Origin of the sequence: Streptomyces sp. NPDC001401, from assembly GCF_042895385.1 — a bacterium.
Taxonomy (GTDB): Bacteria; Actinomycetota; Actinomycetes; order Streptomycetales; family Streptomycetaceae; genus Streptomyces.
Genome location: NZ_JBIAWI010000004.1, coordinates 657,502 through 676,024, shown reverse-complemented (window position 1 = coordinate 676,024; position 18,523 = coordinate 657,502). Strand labels below are relative to the sequence as shown.

Sequence of the window (18,523 nt, the reverse complement as noted above, 5' to 3'; positions counted from 1 at the left end):
AGTCCGAGGCGCGGGGGTCAGTCCGCCCTCGAGATCTCCGTCTCGCAGAGCAGCCGCCGGTCGGTGCCGAGCACCCTCACCGGGCCGGTGAGACTCAGCCGGGCCGTGTGCCGAACGTCCGCGCTGGATGCCGCCAACCGTAGTTCGAGCGCGCCCGGTTCGACCACCCTCGTATGTGAGCGGTCCGTGAAGGCCGACAGGTCGGCATGGAAGCGGAAGGTGACGCGGGACGCCTCTCCCGGCTCCAGCTCCAGCCGCTGATAACCGATCAGGCGTACGTCCGGGCGGGTCACCGAGGCCACCGGGTCGTGCAGATACAGCTGCACGACCTCGGCGCCCGCGCGCTCCCCGGTGTTGCGGACGGTGACCGAGACGTCGTACGAGCCGTCCGTGCCGATCTCCGCCCCGGCGGAGTCGGACTCCCACGCGAACGTCGTGTACGAGCGGCCGTGGCCGAAGGCGTACAGCGGGGTCGGGTCGAGGTTGCTGACCTCGCCCGCGAGTCCCAGCGGGGGCTGGAGGTACGTCCACGGCTGGCCCCCCGGGACCCGCGGGACGCTCACCGGGAGGCGGCCCGACGGGTTCACGCGACCCGACAGCACTCCCGCCACCGCCGGGCCGCCCTCCTCCCCGGGGAAGAACGCCTGCACCACGGCGGCCAGCCGGCCGTGCCAGCGGCCCAGGGCGTACGGGCGGCCGGTGAGGAGGACGAGGACCACGGGGACTCCGGTGGCGACCAGCGCATCCAGCAAGTCGCCCTGCACGCCCGGGAGTTGCAGGTCCGTCACGTCGCAGCCCTCGCCCGACGTACCCCGTCCGAACAGGCCCGCCCGGTCGCCCAGCACCGCCACGCACACATCCGCCTCGGAGGCCCGCGCCACCGCCTCCTCGAAGCCCGACGAGTCCGGGGCCGAGGTGTCGCAGCCCTGGGCGAACGTCACCTTGGCGTCCGGGAGTTCGGTCCGCAGCGCCTCCAGGACGGTCGGGATCTCCACGCCCATCGGCACCTCGGGGTGGTGCGTCAGGACGTGGGACGGGAAGGAGTAGCAGCCGAGCATCGCCAACGCGTCGGCCGCCCGCGGTCCGACCACCGCGATACGGGTGTCGGGCGGGAGGGGGAGGACCCCGTCCGGGTTGTCCAGGAGCACCACCGACTCCTCGGCCAGACGGCGGGCCAGGGCCCGGTTCGCGGCCGAGTCCAGGTTGATCGTGGCGGCGGGCTCGGGGTCCCAGTCCTCGTCCAGGAGGCCCAGCTCGCACTTCTGGAGCAGCACCCGGCGGGCCGCGCGGTCGACCAGGGACTCCGGTACCGCGCCCGCCCGTACCGCCTCCAGCAGTGGTTTTCCGTAGCACTTGAGCGTCGGCAGCTCCACGTCGATGCCGGCCGTCAGCGCCGCGTGCGCCGCCTCGGCGGGGGAGCCCGCCACCCGGTGCAGGGTCTCGAGGAATCCGATGCCGAAGTAGTCGGCGACCACCGTGCCGGTGAATCCCCAGTGCTCGCGCAGGAGTTCGGTCAGGAGGGACGGGTCCGCGGAGGCCGGGATGCCGTCCGTGTCGGTGTACGCCGCCATGACCGAGCGGGCGCCGCCCTCGCGCAGCGCCAGCTCGAACGGCGGCAGGGTCACGTCCGCGAACTCGCGGATGCCGGCCCGGACTGGGGCGAGATTGCGGGCGCCCGCCGAGGACGCGTACCCGGCGAAGTGCTTGAGCGTGGCGACGATCCCGGCGGACTCCAGGCCGCGCACATAGGCCGTCCCGATGGTGCCCACCAGGTACGGGTCCTCGCCGATCGTCTCCTCGACCCGGCCCCAGCGCGGGTCCCGTACGACGTCCAGGACCGGGGCGAGGCCCTGGTGGACGCCGGCCGAGCGGAGGTCGCTGCCGATGGCGCGGGCCATGTCCTCGACCAGGGGCGGGTCGAAGGTGGCGCCCCAGGCCAGCGGGACGGGGTAGGCGGTGGCGCCCCAGGCCGTGAAGCCGGCCAGGCACTCCTCGTGGGCGACGGCCGGGATGCCGAACCGGCCCGACTCGGCGATACGGCGCTGGGCGCGGGCCAGTGCCTGCGCGCCCAGCGCCGGGTCCACGGGGGCGGTGCCGTAGGAGCGGGTGAGCTGGCCCAGGCCGTGGGTGATCAGCTCCTCCCAGTCGTAGTCGGAGCTCATCTCGCGTTGCAGCGGGGCGACTCCGTCGCCGTCCGTGGCGGCGCCCACCCACACGCCGTACAGCTGGGCGGTCTTCTCCTCGAGAGTCATCCGGGAGAGGAGGTCGTCGACGCGGGCGGCGGCGGGCAGGGCGGGGTCACGCCAGGGGGCGGTGGTCATGAAACTCCTGCTCTGGTCGAGTGGGGGTGGCCCTCTCACGAACGCTGGCAAACTCTGACGACGAATGTTTCGCTATGTATGTCGAATGTTCCGGGAACCTAGGGCGGTCCGGAGGCTTCGTCAAGAGGTCGTGCAGGGATACGATCGCCGCCATGACACCCCCGGAGCCCGTTGAAACGCGGACGACAACCCCGACGACAGGCCGGTCGGCACAGACCGCGACGCTCGCCGAGATCGCCCGCGAGGCCGGCGTGTCCGCGCCGACTGTTTCGAAGGTCCTCAACGGCCGCGCGGACGTGGCTCCGGCCACCCGCAGCCGCGTCGAGGAACTGCTGCGCGCCCACGGCTACCGGCGCAGGCGCGCCGAGGCGAGCCGCTCGCCCCTGATCGACCTGGTCTTCCACGAGCTGGAGAGCGCGTGGGCGATGGAGGTCATCCGGGGCGTGGAGAACGTGGCCCGGGACGCCGGGCTGAGCGTGGTGCTGAGCGAGAGCGCCGGGCGGCTGACGCCCGGGCGGACCTGGGCGGACCAGGTCGCCGCCCGCCGCCCGCACGGAGTGATCCTGGTGCTGTCCGGGCTGGACGAGTCCCAGCGGGCGCTGCTGACCAGCCGCTCCATCCCGTTCGTGGTGATGGACCCGGCCGGCGACCCCGGCGTCGACGTCCCGTCGATCGGCGCGACCAACTGGCAGGGCGGTCTCGCCGCCACCCGGCACCTGATCGAACTCGGCCACACCCGCATCGGCGCCATCACGGGCCCGACCCGCATGATGTGCAGCCGCGCCCGTGTCGACGGCTACCGGGCCGCGCTGGAGACCGCGGGCCTCCCCGTCGACCCGGCGCTGATCGCGACCGGTGACTTCCACCACGAGGCCGGCTACCGGCAGGGCCTTCAGCTGCTGCGCCGCCCGGACCGCCCCACCGCCGTGTTCGCCCTCAACGACCTCCAGGCGCTCGGTCTGTACGAGGCCGCGCGCGAACTGGGCCTGCGCATCCCCGAGGACCTGAGCGTGGTCGGCTTCGACGATCTGCCCGTCGCGCGCTGGGTGGGGCCGCCGCTGACCTCCGTACGGCAGCCGCTGACGGAGATGGCGGAGGCGGCGGCCAAGCTCGTCCTCGACCTGGGGCGGGAGGACCAGGCGCCGGTGGCGACCCGGGTGGAGCTGGCGACCAGCCTGGTGGTGCGCAGCAGCACGGCGCCGCCTCCGGCGTGACACGGGTGGCCGGAAGTTGACGTATTGACGGGTGGTACGGGCGCCTCCACACTCCTCCGAAGCCAATCGGTTGTACGACCGAAACTTTCGGAGGCACCCGCGATGAGATCTCTGAGAACAGGCTCATCCCTGGCGGCACTCGTCACCGGCGCCGCGCTGCTGTTCACGGCGCCCGCGGCGCACGCCGCCGACACCCCGCTGCGCGACCTCGCCGCCGCCAAGGGCAAGGTCATCGGCACGGCGGTGACCGGCTCCAAGCTCACGGGGACGTACGGCGACCTCGCCGGGGCGCAGTTCAACTCCCTCACCCCCGGCAACGCCATGAAGTGGGGCTCGGTCGAGCCGACCCAGGGCAGCTTCAACTGGAGCGAGGCCGACCAGATCGTCGCCTTCGCGCAGGCGCACAACCAGCAGGTGCGCGGCCACACCCTGGTCTGGCACAACCAGAACCCGAGCTGGCTGACCAACGGCAGCTGGACCTCCGCCCAGCTCAGCAGCCTGCTGCAGAACCACATCAGCACCGAGGTCGGCCGCTACAAGGGGAAGATCGCCGCCTGGGACGTGGTCAACGAACCCTTCAACGAGGACGGCACCTACCGCTCCACCCTCTGGTACAACGGCCTCGGCGCCGACTACATCGCCAATGCCCTGACCTGGGCACACGCCGCCGACCCGGCCGCCAAGCTGTACATCAACGACTACAACGTCGAAGGCGTCAACGCGAAGTCGACCGCCCTGTACAACCTGGTGAAGGACCTCAAGAGCCGGGGCATCCCGATCGACGGCGTGGGCCTGCAGGCGCATCTGATCCTGGGTCAGGTGCCGTCGTCGCTGCAGCAGAACATCCAGCGCTTCGCCGACCTCGGCGTCGATGTGTCGATCACCGAGCTGGACGTGCGCATGGCGCTCCCGGCGGACAGCACGAAGCTCGCCCAGCAGGCCGCCGACTACAAGTCGGTGCTGAACGCCTGCGTGGCGGTCACCCGGTGCGCGGGCGTCACCGTCTGGGGCTTCACCGACTCCGACTCCTGGGTGCCGAGCACCTTCCCGGGCTACGGCGCGGCGACGCCGTACGACGAGAACTACGCGCCGAAACCGGCGTACCACGCGATCGCGGAGGCGCTCGGCGGTACGACGACCACGCCACCCACCGGTGCCTGCACGGCGACGTACAGCGTGACGAGCCAGTGGAACACCGGGTTCACAGGCCAGGTGACCATCGCCTGCTCGGGCGCCTCGCTGTCGTCCTGGAAGGCGAACTGGACGTTCGGCGCAGGCCAGCAGATCACCCAGGCCTGGAACGCGACCTGCAGTCAGTCGAGTACGGCGGTGTCCTGCACGAACGCCTCCTACAACGGCTCGGTGCCGGACGGCGGTTCGGTGACCTTCGGGTTCAACGCGTCCTGGAGCGGCAGCAACCCGGTGCCCGCGGTGACGCTGGGCTGAGCGTGAGAATTTCCGAAGAAAACCGTCTCACGCCGTCGTCACTAACAATCCCCTAATAATTCGGATTTACGTTCCTGCTCGTGACGGGACACGACGAGAGCGGAGACGCGGGCAGACCCAAAGGCCGGCGGTCGACCGTACTGAAGATCGCCGGCCTCACCATGGCGGGCCTGCTGGTGCTGGGCGCAGGCGCGGCGGGCTGGGCGTACTGGCACCTCAACAGCAACATCAAGAGCGTCGACATCAACAACGCGCTCGGCGACGACCGCCCGGCGAAGGCGGTGATCATGCCGTCCGCGTCCGCGTCGGCCTCCCCGCTGCCCACCGGCTCCCTGAACATCCTGGTGCTGGGCTCGGACTCGCGCAGCGGCAAGGAGAACAAGACACTCGGCGGGGGCAGCAGTTCCGGCGCCCGGTCCGACACGGCGATGGTCGTGCACATCGACGCGGGCCGGAAGAAGGCCACCGTCGTCAGCATCCCGCGCGACACGCTCGTCACGCGTCCGTCCTGCCCGCTGAAGTCCGGCGGGTCGACGGCGGTGGCGTACGGCGCGATGTTCAACAGCGCGTACTCGGTGGGCGGTGCGGTGTGCGCCGTGAAGACCGTCGAGTCGATCACGAACGTCCGCATGGACCACTACCTCGAGATCGACTTCTCGGGCTTCGCGAAGCTGGTGAACGCGCTGGGCGGCGTCACCGTGACCACCGACCAGGACATCGACGACGACGACAGCCATCTGCACCTGAAGGCGGGCACCCACACCCTGAACGGCAAGCAGGCCCTGGCCCTCGCCCGCACCCGGCACGGCATAGGCGACGGCAGCGACCTCGGCCGGATAGGCCTGCAGCAGAAGCTGGTGAAGGCCCTGCTGGAGCGGATCTCCTCGACGAGCCTGTTCACCGACCCCGGCAAGCTGTACACGGTGGCCGAGGCGGTGACCAGCAGTCTGACCACCGACACCGGCCTGGACTCGCTGAGCGAACTGGTCGGCCTCGGCGAGAGCCTGAAGGGCCTGTCGGCGGACCGGATGAAGACCGTGATGATGCCGGTGGTGACGGCACCCTCGGACCCCAACCGGGTGGTGGCGAAGGAACCGGCGGCGAGCAGGCTGTGGGAGTCGTTGCGCTGAGCGCTCCGCCGGCGGAGCCGCATCGCGGGGTCGGGAGCAGGAGATCCGCTCCGACCTGCGAAAACGGACCGGCGGGAAATTTCTTCAAGAAATTCCGGCGCCCGTGTCGATCCGGTCTCCCCCTGATCGACGCACCGGTGAAAGGCGGAACCGAGACACCGCCCCGACCGAAGGAGTCACCATGCCGCGTTACCTGTCGCTCGTGAAGATCGACGAGAAGACCGCGCCCGCGGAGGGCCCCAGCCCCGAGCTGATGCAGCGCATGGGCGAGCTGATCGAGGAGATCACCAAGGCCGGAGTCATGCTCGACACGGCCGGGCTGACCCCGTCCGCACAGGGCACCCGCGTGCACTGGGAGGGCGGGCAGATCTCCGTCACCGACGGGCCCTTCACCGAGTCCAAGGAGGTCATCGGCGGCTACGCGATCATGCAGTGCAAGGACCAGGCCGAGGCACTGGAGTGGACCAAGCGCTTCCTGAAGGTGCACGAGGAGTTCTGGACGGTGACCTGCGAGGTGCGGGAGATCGCCGAAGGCTGAGAAACCTGAGCCTTCCTTGGCCCGAGGGCGCCGGGGGTGTTGCATGGTGGGCTGTGGAACCACAGCCCACCGCCTCGCACGCCACGGCCGCCCCGCGCGACGCCGCTGCCGACCCCCGCCACGCCATCGAGACCGTCTTCCGTCTCGAATCGCCTCGCATCATCGCCGCCGTCGCCCGCATCGTCCGCGACGTCGGCATCGCCGAGGAGCTCGCCCAGGACGCGCTGGTCGCCGCCCTGGAGCAGTGGCCGCGCGACGGCGTGCCAGACAACCCGGGCGCCTGGCTCATGTCCACCGCCCGCCACCGCGCCGTGGACCTGATCCGGCGCCGGGAGAACTACGCCCGCAAACTGGCGGAGATCGGCCGCACCCTGGAGACGACGGCCCCGCCCGAGGAGCCCGCCGACCCCGACGACATCGACGACGACCTGCTCCGCCTCGTCTTCACCGCCTGCCACCCGGTGTTGTCCGCCGAGGCCCGTATCGCCCTCACCCTCCGCCTGCTCGGCGGCCTGACGACGGCCGAGATCGCCCGCGCGTTCCTCACCCCGGAGCCGACCGTCGCCCAGCGCATCGTCCGCGCGAAGAAGACCCTCGCCGCCAAGAACATCGCCTTCGAGGTGCCCTACGGCCCCGAACGCGAGGCCCGGCTCGGCTCCGTCCTGGACGTCATCTACCTGATCTTCAACGAGGGTTACGCCGCCACGGCCGGTGACGACTGGCTGCGCCCCGCACTCTGCGAGGACGCGCTGCGGCTGGCCCGCGTGCTGTCCGGGCTGATGCCCAAGGAGCCCGAGGTGCACGCCCTGACCTCCCTGCTGGAGTTCCAGGCCTCCCGCGCCGCCGCCCGCACCGGCCCGGACGGCGAACCCGTCCTCCTCAAGGACCAGAACCGCCGCCGCTGGAACCGCATGCTCATCGCCCGCGGCATCACAGCCCTCCACCGCGCCGACGCCACCGCCACGGGCGCCCCGGGCCCGTACGCCCTCCAGGCCGCCATCGCCGCCTGCCACGCGCACGCGTACACGTACGAGGAGACGGACTGGACGAGCATCGCCACGCTGTACGGCCTGCTCGCCGCCCGCGCCCCGTCCCCGGTCGTCGAACTCAACCGCGCCGTCGCCGTCTCCATGGCGGAAGGCCCGGCGCAGGGACTGGCGATCGTCGACGCCCTCGCCGCCGAACCCACCCTGCGCGACTACCACTTGCTGCCCAGCGTGCGCGGCGATCTGCTGGCGCGGCTCGGACGTACGGCCGAGGCGCGCGAGGAGTTCGTACGGGCCGCGGGGCTGGCGCGGAACGAGCGGGAGCAGGAGCTGCTGCGCGGGAAACTCCGTTCACTTGATGCCTAGGCAGGGGCACCGATCAGCATGGTCGGCGCACCCGCGACCCGGGTCAGGAACACGGTTGCCGTGTTCGGGCCCTGCGGCTTCGGGAGGGTCTTGCGGCGCAACTCCTCCGGCTCGACGGCCGACCCGCGCTTCTTCACGGTCAGGACGCCGACCTCCCGTTCCCGCAGCAGCGCCTTCAACTTCTTTACGTTGAAGGGGAGTTGGTCGGTGATCTCGTACGCCGTCGCATACGGGGTCACGTGGTGCTCATCCGCGGTGATGTAGGCGATGGTGGGGTCGATCAGCCCGCCGTCCAGGTCCTCGGCCACCTCGGCGACCAGGTGGGCGCGGATGACGGCGCCGTCCGGTTCGTACAAGTACCGCCCGACGGGCCGGACTTCGGGGTCGGGCAGCGCCGTGGCGGGCGAGGCCCGCACACCGGCGCCGGAGGGCAGCAGCGTCGCCCGCCGTGCGCCCGGCGTCACGCGAGGGCCGAACCACAGCACGGCCTCCTTGACGTCACCCCCGTCCGAGATCCACTCGGCCTCCGCGTCCGCGGGAATCGCCTCGTGGGGAATGCCCGGCGCGATCTTCAGTGCGGCGCGCGGTGCCTTGCGGGCCGCCTCGACCGCCCACGACAGGGGCGGCGAGTAGGCCTCCGGGTCGAAGATGCGCCCGCGACCACCGCGCCGGGCCGGATCGACGAACACGGCGTCGTAGCCGGACGTATCCACCTCCGTGACGTCCGCCTCCCGCACCTCGATCAGTTCGGCGAGCCCGAGCGCGTCGGCGTTCGCGCGCGCCACGGCCGCGGTCGCCGGATCCCGGTCCACGGCGAGCACCCGGATCCCGGCCCGGGCGAGCGCGACGGCATCACCGCCGATCCCGCAGCACAGGTCGGCGACGGACCGCACGCCCGTCGCCCGGAAACACTCGGCGCGATACGTCGCCACGCTCGCCCGTGTCGACTGCTCCACCCCGTTCGGCGTGAAGAACATCCGCTGCGCATCCTCGGAGCCGAACTTGGCCGCCGCCCGCTGCCGCAGCCGCGCCTGCCCGAGCGCCGCCGACACCAGCTCGGCGGGGTGTTCGCGGCGCAGCCGGGTGGCGACGGCGAGCTCGTCGGCGGGGGCCGTGCCGCGCACCTCGTCGAGGAGGGCGCGGCCTTCGGGGGTGAGGAGGTCAGCGAGGTCGTTCACCGGGTCATTGTGGGCCAGTCGGTGGATGGTGCGCCTCCGGCCGCGGTGTCGGGCCGGGATCCGGGCGGTGGCCTGGAAGGATCCGGCACCATGCGAGTAGTCGTACAAAATGACAAAACTCGGGCCTATGGGGTGCCGTGGATCCGCGGTGGAATCGCCGTGCTCGCCGTGGCGGCCATCGCCTCGGGATGTGCACAGTTCGGCGGTCCGCCGGCCCGCCCGGGGCCCGGCCGGCAGCAGCCCCTGCAGGCACCCCCGGCCCGCGCCCTCGACTCGTACGCCACGAAGCTGGGCGCCGCGTACGCCGCCCGGGCTGCCGCGGCACAGCGCTGGGACCTGGCGAAGGTCCCGCTGTCGGCTCCGCCGCCACCCGTGAAGAAGCCGAAGATCAGGGCGCGCAGCGGCTTCGAGGTGGACGACCAGGAGGAACTGCGCCTTCCGCCCGTCTTCACGACGATCCCCACCAGACAGAAGATCGTCTTCCTGACCATCGACGACGGCGCCGAGAAGGACCGGGCGTTCCTGCGGATGATGAGCGACCTGAAGATCCCGTACACCGCCTTCCTCAGCAACTTCCTGGTGAAGGACGACTACGCCTACTTCCGCAGGATGCAGTCCGAGGGCGTGACCCTTAACAACCACACCCTCACCCACCCCTACCTGCCGGGCCTGTCGTACCGGGAGCAGAAGCACGAGATCTGCGGCATGCAGGCGATCATGAGGAAGCAGTTCGGCAAGCGCCCGACCGTCTTCCGCCCGCCCTTCGGCAACTACAACCAGGACACCCTGCGCGCCGCCAAGTCCTGCGGCATCAAGTACGCGCCCATCTGGGACGAGGAGGTCTTCGTCGACCACTGGGAGTACCGCGAGGACGACCGGGACCTGCACCCCGGCGACATCGTGCTCACCCACTTCCGCGGCCGCGACGAGTGGAACGGCACCATGGTCGACGACATGCGCCGCTTCCTGAACAGGGTCACGGCCGAGGGATACGCGGTGGCCCGCCTGGAGGACTACCTGTGAGGCTCCGGGGCCCGGCGGCCGCCGCGCTGGCGTTCGCGCTCCTCACCGGCTGCGCCCAGTCCGTCGACCCCATCGAACGGCTGGGCGAGAAGGCCGCCCAGGGCATACAGCCGCACGGGCCCGCCGGAACACCCCAGCGGCCGTACCGCCGCTGGGGCCTCGCCGCCCCGCTGCTCCCCGCCCCGAAGCCGCCTCGTGCGGCGCGGGCCCGGACGGCGCGCTCGGGCCTGCCCCCGGTCGTGTCCCGCATCCGTACCCACGACAAGGTCGTCTTCCTGACCTACGACGACGGCGCCGAAAAGGATCCCCGCTTCGTCGACCTGGTCCGTGAACTGCGGCTGCCCGTCAGCATGTTCCTCACGGACAGCGTCGTCGGGCCGGGGTACGGCCACTTCGCCCGGCTGCGGTCGGTCGGCGCGAGCATCCAGAACCACACCCTCGACCACCCCGCCCTGCGCGGCCTGCCGTACGCCGGCCAGCGCGCCGAGATCTGCGGCCAGCAGGACAAACTCGGATCCCGCTTCGGCAGCCGCCCCCGCCTCTTCCGCCCGCCCTACGGCACCTACGACACCATCACCCGCCGAGCGGCCGCCGACTGCGGCATCTCGGCCCTGGTCCTGTGGCGCGCGTCGATGACGGGAGGCGGCGAGCTGACGTACCTGCGCGGCATCCACCGCCTGCGCCCCGGCGACATCGTGGCGGTGGACCCGGACGAGGGCGTGGGCCTGACCCTCAGGGCGCGCACGGTACGCCTGCTGCGACGGGTGCAGCAGGCGGGGCTGACGGTGGGACGCCTGGAGGACTATCTCTGACGGTGACCTCCGAGCGCCGGTCGGCAATACCAGCCCGTCCGGCGTTCGAGGACGAGGCCCTTCAGGCCGATGAACCCCCCCGACGCGCCGCAGGCATTGGCACTCCGCTTGACCGAGTGCTAATCGCGGTCATAGTCTCGGCTCTGGCACTCCCCAGTGGAGAGTGCCAACTACGCGACGGGCAGGTCCGGCACCCGCGACGACGGATCCACCTGGTCGCCACCTCAGACAGTTAACCCCGTGAGATCTCCGAAGGGGGAGGTCGGATCGTGACGACCACCAGCTCCAAGGTTGCCATCAAGCCGCTCGAGGACCGCATCGTGGTCCAGCCGCTCGACGCCGAGCAGACCACCGCCTCTGGCCTGGTCATCCCGGACACCGCCAAGGAGAAGCCCCAGGAGGGCGTCGTCCTGGCCGTGGGCCCGGGCCGCTTCGAGAACGGCGAGCGCCTGCCGCTCGACGTCAAGACCGGCGACATCGTGCTGTACAGCAAGTACGGCGGCACCGAGGTGAAGTACAACGGCGAGGAGTACCTCGTCCTCTCGGCTCGCGACGTGCTCGCGATCATCGAGAAGTAATTCACCTCGCTTCCTCGAGAAGCACATTGCTCGACGCTGCGCCCCTGGCCCCCGCGACCACACAAGAAGCCGGGCGCCCGGGGCGCAGTGCATTTTTCACCCACAGATTCCGAGAGGGCTCCCGCTGTCATGGCGAAGATCCTGAAGTTCGACGAGGACGCCCGTCGCGCCCTCGAGCGCGGCGTCAACAAGCTGGCCGACACGGTCAAGGTGACGATCGGCCCCAAGGGCCGCAACGTCGTCATCGACAAGAAGTTCGGCGCGCCCACCATCACCAACGACGGCGTCACCATCGCCCGTGAGGTCGAGGTCGAGGACCCGTACGAGAACCTCGGTGCGCAGCTGGTGAAGGAGGTGGCGACCAAGACCAACGACATCGCTGGTGACGGCACCACCACCGCCACCGTGCTCGCCCAGGCGCTGGTCCGAGAGGGCCTGAAGAACGTCGCCGCGGGTGCCTCCCCGGCGCTGCTGAAGAAGGGCATCGACGCGGCCGTGGCCGCGGTCTCCGAGGAGCTCCTCGCGACCGCCCGCCCGATCGACGAGAAGTCCGACATCGCCGCCGTGGCCGGCCTGTCCGCCCAGGACACCCAGGTCGGCGAGCTCATCGCCGAGGCGATGGACAAGGTCGGCAAGGACGGTGTCATCACCGTCGAGGAGTCCAACACCTTCGGTCTGGAGCTGGACTTCACCGAGGGCATGGCCTTCGACAAGGGCTACCTGTCCCCGTACTTCGTGACGGACCAGGAGCGCATGGAGGCCGTCCTCGACGACCCGTACATCCTGATCAACCAGGGCAAGATCGGCTCGATCGCCGATCTGCTGCCGCTGCTCGAGAAGGTCATCCAGGCGGGTGCCTCCAAGCCGCTGCTGATCATCGCCGAGGACGTCGAGGGCGAGGCCCTGTCGACCCTGGTCGTGAACAAGATCCGCGGCACCTTCAACGCGGTCGCGGTCAAGGCCCCCGGCTTCGGCGACCGCCGCAAGGCGATGCTGCAGGACATGGCGGTCCTCACCGGCGCCACGGTCATCTCCGAGGAGGTCGGCCTCAAGCTCGACCAGGTCGGTCTGGACGTGCTGGGCTCCGCCCGCCGAGTGACGATCACCAAGGACGACACGACCATCGTCGACGGCGCCGGCAACCACGAGGACGTCGTGGGCCGCGTCGCCCAGATCAAGGCCGAGATCGAGAACACCGACTCCGACTGGGACCGCGAGAAGCTCCAGGAGCGCCTCGCGAAGCTGGCCGGCGGCGTGTGCGTGATCAAGGTCGGCGCCGCCACCGAGGTGGAGCTGAAGGAGAAGAAGCACCGTCTGGAGGACGCCATCTCCGCGACCCGCGCCGCGGTCGAGGAGGGCATCGTCTCCGGTGGTGGCTCCGCGCTCGTCCACGCCGCGAAGGTCCTGGAAGGCGGTCTGGGCAAGACCGGCGACGAGGCCACCGGTGTCGCGGTCGTCCGCAAGGCCGTCGTCGAGCCGCTGCGCTGGATCGCCGAGAACGCCGGCCTGGAGGGCTACGTCATCACCTCCAAGGTCGCCGAGCTCGAGAAGGGCCAGGGCTTCAACGCCGCCACCGGCGAGTACGGCGACCTGGTCAAGGCCGGCGTCATCGACCCGGTCAAGGTCACCCGCTCCGCCCTGGAGAACGCCGCCTCCATCGCCTCCCTCCTGCTGACGACCGAGACCCTGGTCGTCGAGAAGAAGGAAGAGGAAGAGCCGGCCGCCGCGGGCCACGGCCACGGCCACGCCCACTGACATCGGTCAGTCACTGACCCCGGTCAGCCACTGACCCGGTCAGTACGAAGGCCCGGCACCCCAGAGGTGCCGGGCCTTCGCGTCGTCCTACCGCTCCAGGCCTTCGAGCGCGCCCAGTTGCGCCATCAGCCCCAGCCGGTCGTACTGCCACCATGCTTCGACGATCTTCTCGTGCTCGCCGAACCGGTGAATGGTCGCACCGGTCATGGTGACCTGCTTCCCGGTCGACGGGATCCCCATGAACTCGGCCTTCTGGGTGCCGTTCCAGGTCCACCGGTTGCACACCCGGTCGCCCTGGGCGAACTGGTCGTCGAGGGTGAACGTGAAGTCGAAGGCCCCGCGCCACATCTCGACCTCGCGCCGCAGCGCGTCCATGCCGATGGTGTCCTGCTCGTTGGCGGGATCGTGGTCGTGGTAGTTCTCGGCGACCATGTCGTCGAGCGGAGCCAGCTCGCCCTTTGCGGCCAGCGTCTGGAAGAACCGCCGCGAGGTGTCCGCGTTCAGCTGCTCGTCGCGCACGACGTCCAGGTCGGTGAACGTCGGCATCTCGTCGCAGAGAGCCACCATCTCGCGGAAGATCTTGTCGGTCTCGGGCAGGTTGGAGTTCCGCATGGCCTCCTCGTACGACGGGAACTCCACGATCTCGATGAAGTGCGACGCGTCCGACCGGTCCTTGCCGATCACACTGTGCGTCGCTGTCCGCTTCCCCTTGGTCTGTTCGACCCATGTGTCCATCAGCCGGTTGATGTCGTCGAACCGGCTGGTCTTGCAGTCGATGATCTGAACGAAGGTCATGGTTTTGCCTCCGGTCCCCGGGGTCCCGTTGGAACAGCACCATTCTCCCACCGGGGCCCCGCGGCGCCCCCTGACGCCGGGAGGCTACTGCGGCCCGTACTTCCGCCCGGTCCGCGAAGTGATCCCGCCCAGCAGCCCCCGGGGCGTCACCTTCACGATCCCCATCAGCGCCTTGTACCGCGCATCCGGAATGGACAACGACTTCCCCCGCGCCAGATCCGACAGCGCCGCCGCCACCAGCTTGTCGGCATCGAGCCACATCCACCCGGGGATGTTGTCCGTCCCCATCCCGGCCCGCTGATGGAACTCGGTCCGCACGAACCCCGGGCACAGCGCCATCAACCGCACCCCACTGCCCGCCAGGTCCTTCGCCGCCCCCTGCGTGAACTGCACGACCCACGCCTTCGAGGCGCCGTACGTACCACGCGGCACGAAGGCGGCCACGGACGCGACGTTGACGACCCCGCCGCGGCCGCGCTCGCGCATCGCCTCGGTCGCCGCCGCCGTCAGGCGCAGCACCGCCTCGCAGTGCACCTTGAGCATCGTCAGCTCGTCGGCCATCGATACGTCGAGGAAGCGGCCCTTGTTGCCGAAACCGGCGTTGTTGATCAGTAGGTCGACCGGGTTCTTGCGGTCGGCCAGGCGCGCGGCCGCGGTCTCGATGCCGTCGTCCGTGGCGAGATCCGCGGTGAGGACCTCCGCCTCGATGCCGTGCCGGTCGTGCAGTTCGGTCGCCTGTTCCTGCAACCGCTTGGTGTCGCGGGCGACAAGCACCAGGTTGTGCCCGTCGGCCGCCAGCCGCCGCGCGAACGCGGCGCCGATGCCCGCGGTCGATCCCGTAATCAGAGCCGTTGTCATGGCCCAAGGGTAGTTACCCGGACTGTGGGAATCCGATCTCTGCACAGGGCCCGACGGTGGTGAAGCATCCGAGGAGAGGGCTGACCTGATGGTCCGTCAGGAGTCGTGCTTCTCCAAGTGCAGACGTGCCGCCTCCCGCCCCTCCGGTCCGGCCGGAGCACCCTTCTGTGTGAACCGCTTCACCCATCCCTTCTCACCCGGATGGCCCTGGAAAGGCAGGTGACGTCAAGTCAAAGTATCGACGCACTATCGGGCACCTCATCAAAGGATCACTTATCCTCGAACCGTGATCGAAGCCCGCCACCTGCGCGTCCTGCGCGCCGTCGCCTCCACCGGCTCCTTCTCGGCCGCTGGACGCGAACTGGGCTGCACCCAGCCCGCCGTCAGCCAGCAGATGAAAGCCCTGGAGGCGTCGGTCGGTACGCCGCTGCTCGTCCGCGGCGGGCGTGAGATGCGGCTGACCCAGGCCGGCGAGGCGCTGGTGCGGCATGCCGCGGGGATCCTGGCCGGGCTCACGGCGGCAGAGGAAGAGGTCGCCGCCATCGCGGGGCTGCGCGCCGGGCGGGTACGGCTCGTCTCGTTCCCCAGCGGCAGCTCGACGCTCGTACCGACCGCCCTCGCGGCCCTGCGCGCCGCGCACCCCGGCACTCGGGTCTCCCTGGAGGAGGCCGAACCACCCGCGTCCGTCGAGCTGCTGCGCGAGGGCGACTGCGACGTGGCGCTGGCCTTCCGCTACGAAGGTGCGCAGGGAGCGGAGGAGTGGGACGACCTCGTCGTACAACCGCTGCTGCGCGACCGGCTCGTCGGGCTCGTGCCCGAGCGGCACCGGCTCGCGCAGGCCGGGACCGTGGCCATCGGGGATCTCGCGCGCGAGCCGTGGATCGCAGGATGCCCGCGCTGCCGCGGGCAGTTGGTCGAGGTCTGCGAGGGCGCAGGGTTCACTCCGCGCATCGACTTCGCCACCGACGACTATCCGGCGGTCGTCGGACTGGTCGGCGCCGGCCTCGGCGTCGCCGTACTGCCGCAGCTCGCCATCGAGTCCGTACGGCCGCGGCACGCGCGCGTGCTGACGCTGGAGCCGGCGGTGCGGCGGGAGATCGTGGCGCTGACGCTGCCCGATCTGGCCCAGGTGCCCGCGGTCGCCGCGACCCTGGAGCAACTCGGGCGCGCAGCCGCCCGCCAGCAAAAATGATGGGCACGCACACGCGTGCCCATCAGTCGGCGACGAAGAAACGTTCCTTCAAGTGTTCGAGCTGCCGTCCCCGCCGGTCGCCGCCGCCACCAGCCGGTTCCGCGCCCGTCCCATGAGCTCTTCGCGCTCGTCCTCGGTCAGGCCGCCCCACACGCCGTACGGCTCTCTCACCGCCAGCGCGTGCGCCGCGCACTGCGCGCGCACCGGGCACCTCATACAGACCTCCTTGGCCGAGTTCTCGCGAGCGCTCCGGGCCGCACCGCGCTCACCCTCCGGATGAAAGAAGAGCGAGCTGTCCACCCCGCGGCAGGCGGCCAGAAGCTGCCAGTCCCACAGGTCCGCGTTCGGTCCGGGAAGGCGGGAGAAATCTGCCATTACGTGACCCCTTGTAGCCGTTCTGAGCGGATACGGTGCCGACGACCGTATATCTACGATCTAAGGAGATGAAAATATGACTCATTGCGAATCTAGCCTCACACGCCAGTAGATGGGAAGAAAAAGGGCTAAATGGGGCATGGGTTGTGATGAAACGTTGAGGGTCCGCCCTGCATGTCTGCACCGTGTCCGCGCCCTCACGTAGAGTGCCGAAGATGGCACACGGCCCCGTAACTCTTTCGAGTGACCATCGTTGAGAGTGCGGAGGCGGTTGAAGCTACAAGTGCTCGGGCAGGCGTCCGAGACGGTCGACCGCACAGGTGACGATTTCGTACCAGCCTGGAGGCTCAAGGTGACGTGCATCAGCTGCGGAGGGCGGCCATGACATCCGTCCTCGTCTGCGACGACTCCCCGCTTGCCCGAGAGGCGCTCCGCCGCGCGGTCGCGACCGTGCCCGGCGTCGAGCGCGTGACGACCGCGGCCAACGGCGAGGAAGTCCTCCGCCGCTGGGGCGCCGACCGTTCGGATCTGATTCTGATGGACGTACGCATGCCCGGACTGGGCGGCGTCGAGACCGTGCGCCGGCTGCTGTCCGCCGACCCCGGCGCGCGCATCATCATGCTCACCGTCGCCGAGGACCTGGACGGCGTGGCCCTCGCGGTCGCCGCCGGTGCCCGCGGCTATCTGCACAAGGACGCCTCGCGTGCGGAGCTACGCGCGACCGTCACCCAGGCGCTCGCCGACCCCACGTGGCGGCTGGCCCCGCGTCGGCTGCGCTCCGCCGAGATGGGCGCGGCGCCCACGCTCACGGCGCGCGAGATCCAGGTGCTCGAGGGTATGAGCCACGGACGGTCCAACGCCGAGATCGGGCGTGAGCTGTTCCTGTCCGAGGACACCGTCAAGACGCATGCGCGTCGGCTGTTCAAGAAGCTCGGTGCTTCGGACCGGGCGCACGCTGTGGCTCTCGGGTTCCGGTGGGGTCTGGTCCGCTAGGAGCTCGGTCGTGTCGGCCGTCGGCTTGGTGCGGGTTGTTTGTGGTTGGTCGCGCCCACGCGGCGGAGCCGCACGATGTGTCGCCCCGCGCCCCTTTTGGGGGCGCGGATGCGTGCTCGGCCAAGTGGCGCTGTCGGTGCCCGCTGCTCGTTTCGGCGCGGATGCCGCATCCTTGAGGTGTGGAGTCTCTCGGGGACGAGTCGGTCGAGCGGAAGGGGAGGGCGCAAGGGATGAGTTCCGGCGCACCTGCTCATAACGCTTCGGTGCACAACATGGGACACGGTGCCACGGCCCGCGCGGCCGCAAGGCACCATGGACCGATGCGCGACGACGAGGCGGCGAGTGCCGTAGGGGCGATCGGTGCACTCGTCCATCGCGCCGTCGACGGAGACGAGCAGGCCACACATGATCTGCTCGCCCATGTCCACCCCCTGGCGCTGCGCTACTGCCGCACCCGTCTGTCGCGGCTGCCGGGTGACGCCCGGCACTTCGTGGAGGACCTCGCGCAGGAGGTCTGCGTCGCCGTCCTCCTCGCGCTGCCGCGCTACAAGGACACCGGTCGCCCCTTCGAGGCGTTCGTCTTCGCCATCGCCGCACACAAGGTCGCGGACCTGCAGCGAGCGGCGATGCGGCACCCGGGGTCGACAGTGGTCCCGTCCGACGAGATGCCGGAGCGGCCGGACGACTCGCTCGGCCCGGAGGAGCGGGCGCTGCTCAGCAGCGACGCCGAATGGGCCAAGAAACTGCTGGCCAACCTGCCGGAGAACCAGCGCGAGCTGCTCCTGCTGCGTATCGCGGTGGGGCTCACGGCCGAGGAGACGGGACAGATGTTGGGAATGTCACCCGGAGCGGTGCGGGTCGCGCAGCACCGGGCACTGAGCCGGCTCAGGGCGCTCGCAGAGCAGTAACTCCATTGGCGTAAGCGCCTTCCTTGAACAGGTCTCTCGACAATTCCGTACGAAC

17 protein-coding genes are annotated in these 18,523 nt (G+C 70.3%); 12 read left to right on the top strand and 5 right to left on the bottom strand.

Going from position 1 to position 18,523, the window contains the following annotated elements; all coding sequences use genetic code 11:
* Positions 1-17 precede the first annotated feature (17 nt).
* Positions 18-2,321: a glycoside hydrolase family 3 N-terminal domain-containing protein gene (locus ACFY10_RS18305; RefSeq protein WP_390666143.1), complete on the bottom strand. Its 2,304-nt coding sequence runs from the start codon at positions 2,319-2,321 to the stop codon at positions 18-20.
* 152 nt (positions 2,322-2,473) lie between these two features.
* Between ACFY10_RS18305 and ACFY10_RS18300 the strand changes: the two genes are divergently transcribed.
* The 5 genes from ACFY10_RS18300 to ACFY10_RS18280 all read left to right on the top strand — a co-directional run bounded on the left by ACFY10_RS18300 (position 2,474) and on the right by ACFY10_RS18280 (position 8,001).
* Positions 2,474-3,535 carry a LacI family DNA-binding transcriptional regulator gene (locus tag ACFY10_RS18300; protein ID WP_390666142.1) on the top strand — a complete coding sequence of 354 codons (1,062 nt, stop codon included), beginning with the start codon at positions 2,474-2,476 and terminating at the stop codon, positions 3,533-3,535.
* Between the two features lie 102 nt (positions 3,536-3,637).
* Positions 3,638-4,981: an endo-1,4-beta-xylanase gene (locus ACFY10_RS18295; RefSeq protein WP_390666141.1), complete on the top strand. Its 1,344-nt coding sequence runs from the start codon at positions 3,638-3,640 to the stop codon at positions 4,979-4,981.
* An 80-nt stretch (positions 4,982-5,061) separates the two neighbouring features.
* Positions 5,062-6,111, top strand: a complete 1,050-nt coding sequence (locus ACFY10_RS18290) for an LCP family protein (protein ID WP_390666140.1) — start codon at positions 5,062-5,064, stop codon at positions 6,109-6,111.
* A gap of 181 nt (positions 6,112-6,292) precedes the next feature.
* Positions 6,293-6,649 carry a YciI family protein gene (locus ACFY10_RS18285; protein WP_390666139.1) on the top strand — a complete coding sequence of 119 codons (357 nt, stop codon included), beginning with the start codon at positions 6,293-6,295 and terminating at the stop codon, positions 6,647-6,649.
* Positions 6,650-6,702: 53 nt separating this feature from the next.
* A complete protein-coding gene (locus ACFY10_RS18280) occupies positions 6,703-8,001 on the top strand; it encodes an RNA polymerase sigma factor (protein WP_390666138.1) in 1,299 nt (432 codons plus the stop codon).
* Here the strand turns inward: ACFY10_RS18280 and ACFY10_RS18275 are convergent.
* Positions 7,998-9,239: a methyltransferase domain-containing protein gene (locus ACFY10_RS18275; RefSeq protein ID WP_390666193.1), complete on the bottom strand. Its 1,242-nt coding sequence runs from the start codon at positions 9,237-9,239 to the stop codon at positions 7,998-8,000. The two genes, ACFY10_RS18280 and ACFY10_RS18275, sit on opposite strands and share 4 nt — an antisense overlap.
* Positions 9,240-9,269: 30 nt before the next feature.
* On the opposite strand from ACFY10_RS18275, the gene ACFY10_RS18270 reads away from it, so the two are divergent.
* The 4 genes from ACFY10_RS18270 (at position 9,270) to groL (ending at position 13,347) form a co-directional block, all read left to right on the top strand.
* On the top strand, positions 9,270-10,202 hold the full coding sequence (locus ACFY10_RS18270) for a polysaccharide deacetylase family protein (protein WP_390666137.1): 933 nt from the start codon (positions 9,270-9,272) through the stop codon (positions 10,200-10,202).
* Complete coding sequence (locus ACFY10_RS18265; protein WP_390666136.1) at positions 10,199-11,014, top strand: polysaccharide deacetylase family protein; 816 nt, start codon at positions 10,199-10,201, stop codon at positions 11,012-11,014. The genes ACFY10_RS18270 and ACFY10_RS18265 overlap by 4 nt, the downstream gene beginning before the upstream one ends.
* A gap of 269 nt (positions 11,015-11,283) precedes the next feature.
* Positions 11,284-11,592 (top strand): co-chaperone GroES, encoded by a 309-nt coding sequence (gene groES, locus ACFY10_RS18260; protein ID WP_003998759.1) that lies wholly within the window; start codon positions 11,284-11,286, stop codon positions 11,590-11,592.
* 129 nt (positions 11,593-11,721) lie between these two features.
* The gene (groL, locus tag ACFY10_RS18255; protein WP_390666135.1) at positions 11,722-13,347 is read left to right on the top strand and encodes a chaperonin GroEL; all 1,626 of its coding nucleotides are present in this window, start codon (positions 11,722-11,724) and stop codon (positions 13,345-13,347) included.
* 87 nt (positions 13,348-13,434) lie between these two features.
* On the opposite strand, the gene ACFY10_RS18250 is transcribed toward groL, so the two are convergent.
* Both ACFY10_RS18250 and ACFY10_RS18245 read right to left on the bottom strand, forming a co-directional pair.
* Positions 13,435-14,142 (bottom strand): ester cyclase, encoded by a 708-nt coding sequence (locus ACFY10_RS18250; protein WP_390666134.1) that lies wholly within the window; start codon positions 14,140-14,142, stop codon positions 13,435-13,437.
* Positions 14,143-14,226: 84 nt separating this feature from the next.
* Positions 14,227-15,000 carry an SDR family NAD(P)-dependent oxidoreductase gene (locus tag ACFY10_RS18245; protein WP_390666133.1) on the bottom strand — a complete coding sequence of 258 codons (774 nt, stop codon included), beginning with the start codon at positions 14,998-15,000 and terminating at the stop codon, positions 14,227-14,229.
* Between the two features lie 286 nt (positions 15,001-15,286).
* Here ACFY10_RS18245 and ACFY10_RS18240 point away from each other — a divergent pair, with 286 nt between their 5' ends.
* Entirely contained in the window at positions 15,287-16,192 is a 906-nt protein-coding gene (locus tag ACFY10_RS18240; RefSeq protein WP_390666132.1) for a LysR family transcriptional regulator, read from the top strand.
* A 48-nt stretch (positions 16,193-16,240) separates the two neighbouring features.
* Here the strand turns inward: ACFY10_RS18240 and ACFY10_RS18235 are convergent, their stop codons facing one another.
* Positions 16,241-16,567: a WhiB family transcriptional regulator gene (locus ACFY10_RS18235; RefSeq protein ID WP_390666131.1), complete on the bottom strand. Its 327-nt coding sequence runs from the start codon at positions 16,565-16,567 to the stop codon at positions 16,241-16,243.
* A gap of 381 nt (positions 16,568-16,948) precedes the next feature.
* Between ACFY10_RS18235 and ACFY10_RS18230 the strand changes: the two genes are divergently transcribed.
* Both ACFY10_RS18230 and ACFY10_RS18225 read left to right on the top strand, forming a co-directional pair.
* Entirely contained in the window at positions 16,949-17,560 is a 612-nt protein-coding gene (locus tag ACFY10_RS18230; protein ID WP_003948568.1) for a response regulator transcription factor, read from the top strand.
* Between the two features lie 320 nt (positions 17,561-17,880).
* The gene (locus ACFY10_RS18225) at positions 17,881-18,468 is read left to right on the top strand and encodes a sigma-70 family RNA polymerase sigma factor (protein ID WP_390666130.1); all 588 of its coding nucleotides are present in this window, start codon (positions 17,881-17,883) and stop codon (positions 18,466-18,468) included.
* Positions 18,469-18,523: the final 55 nt, after the last annotated feature.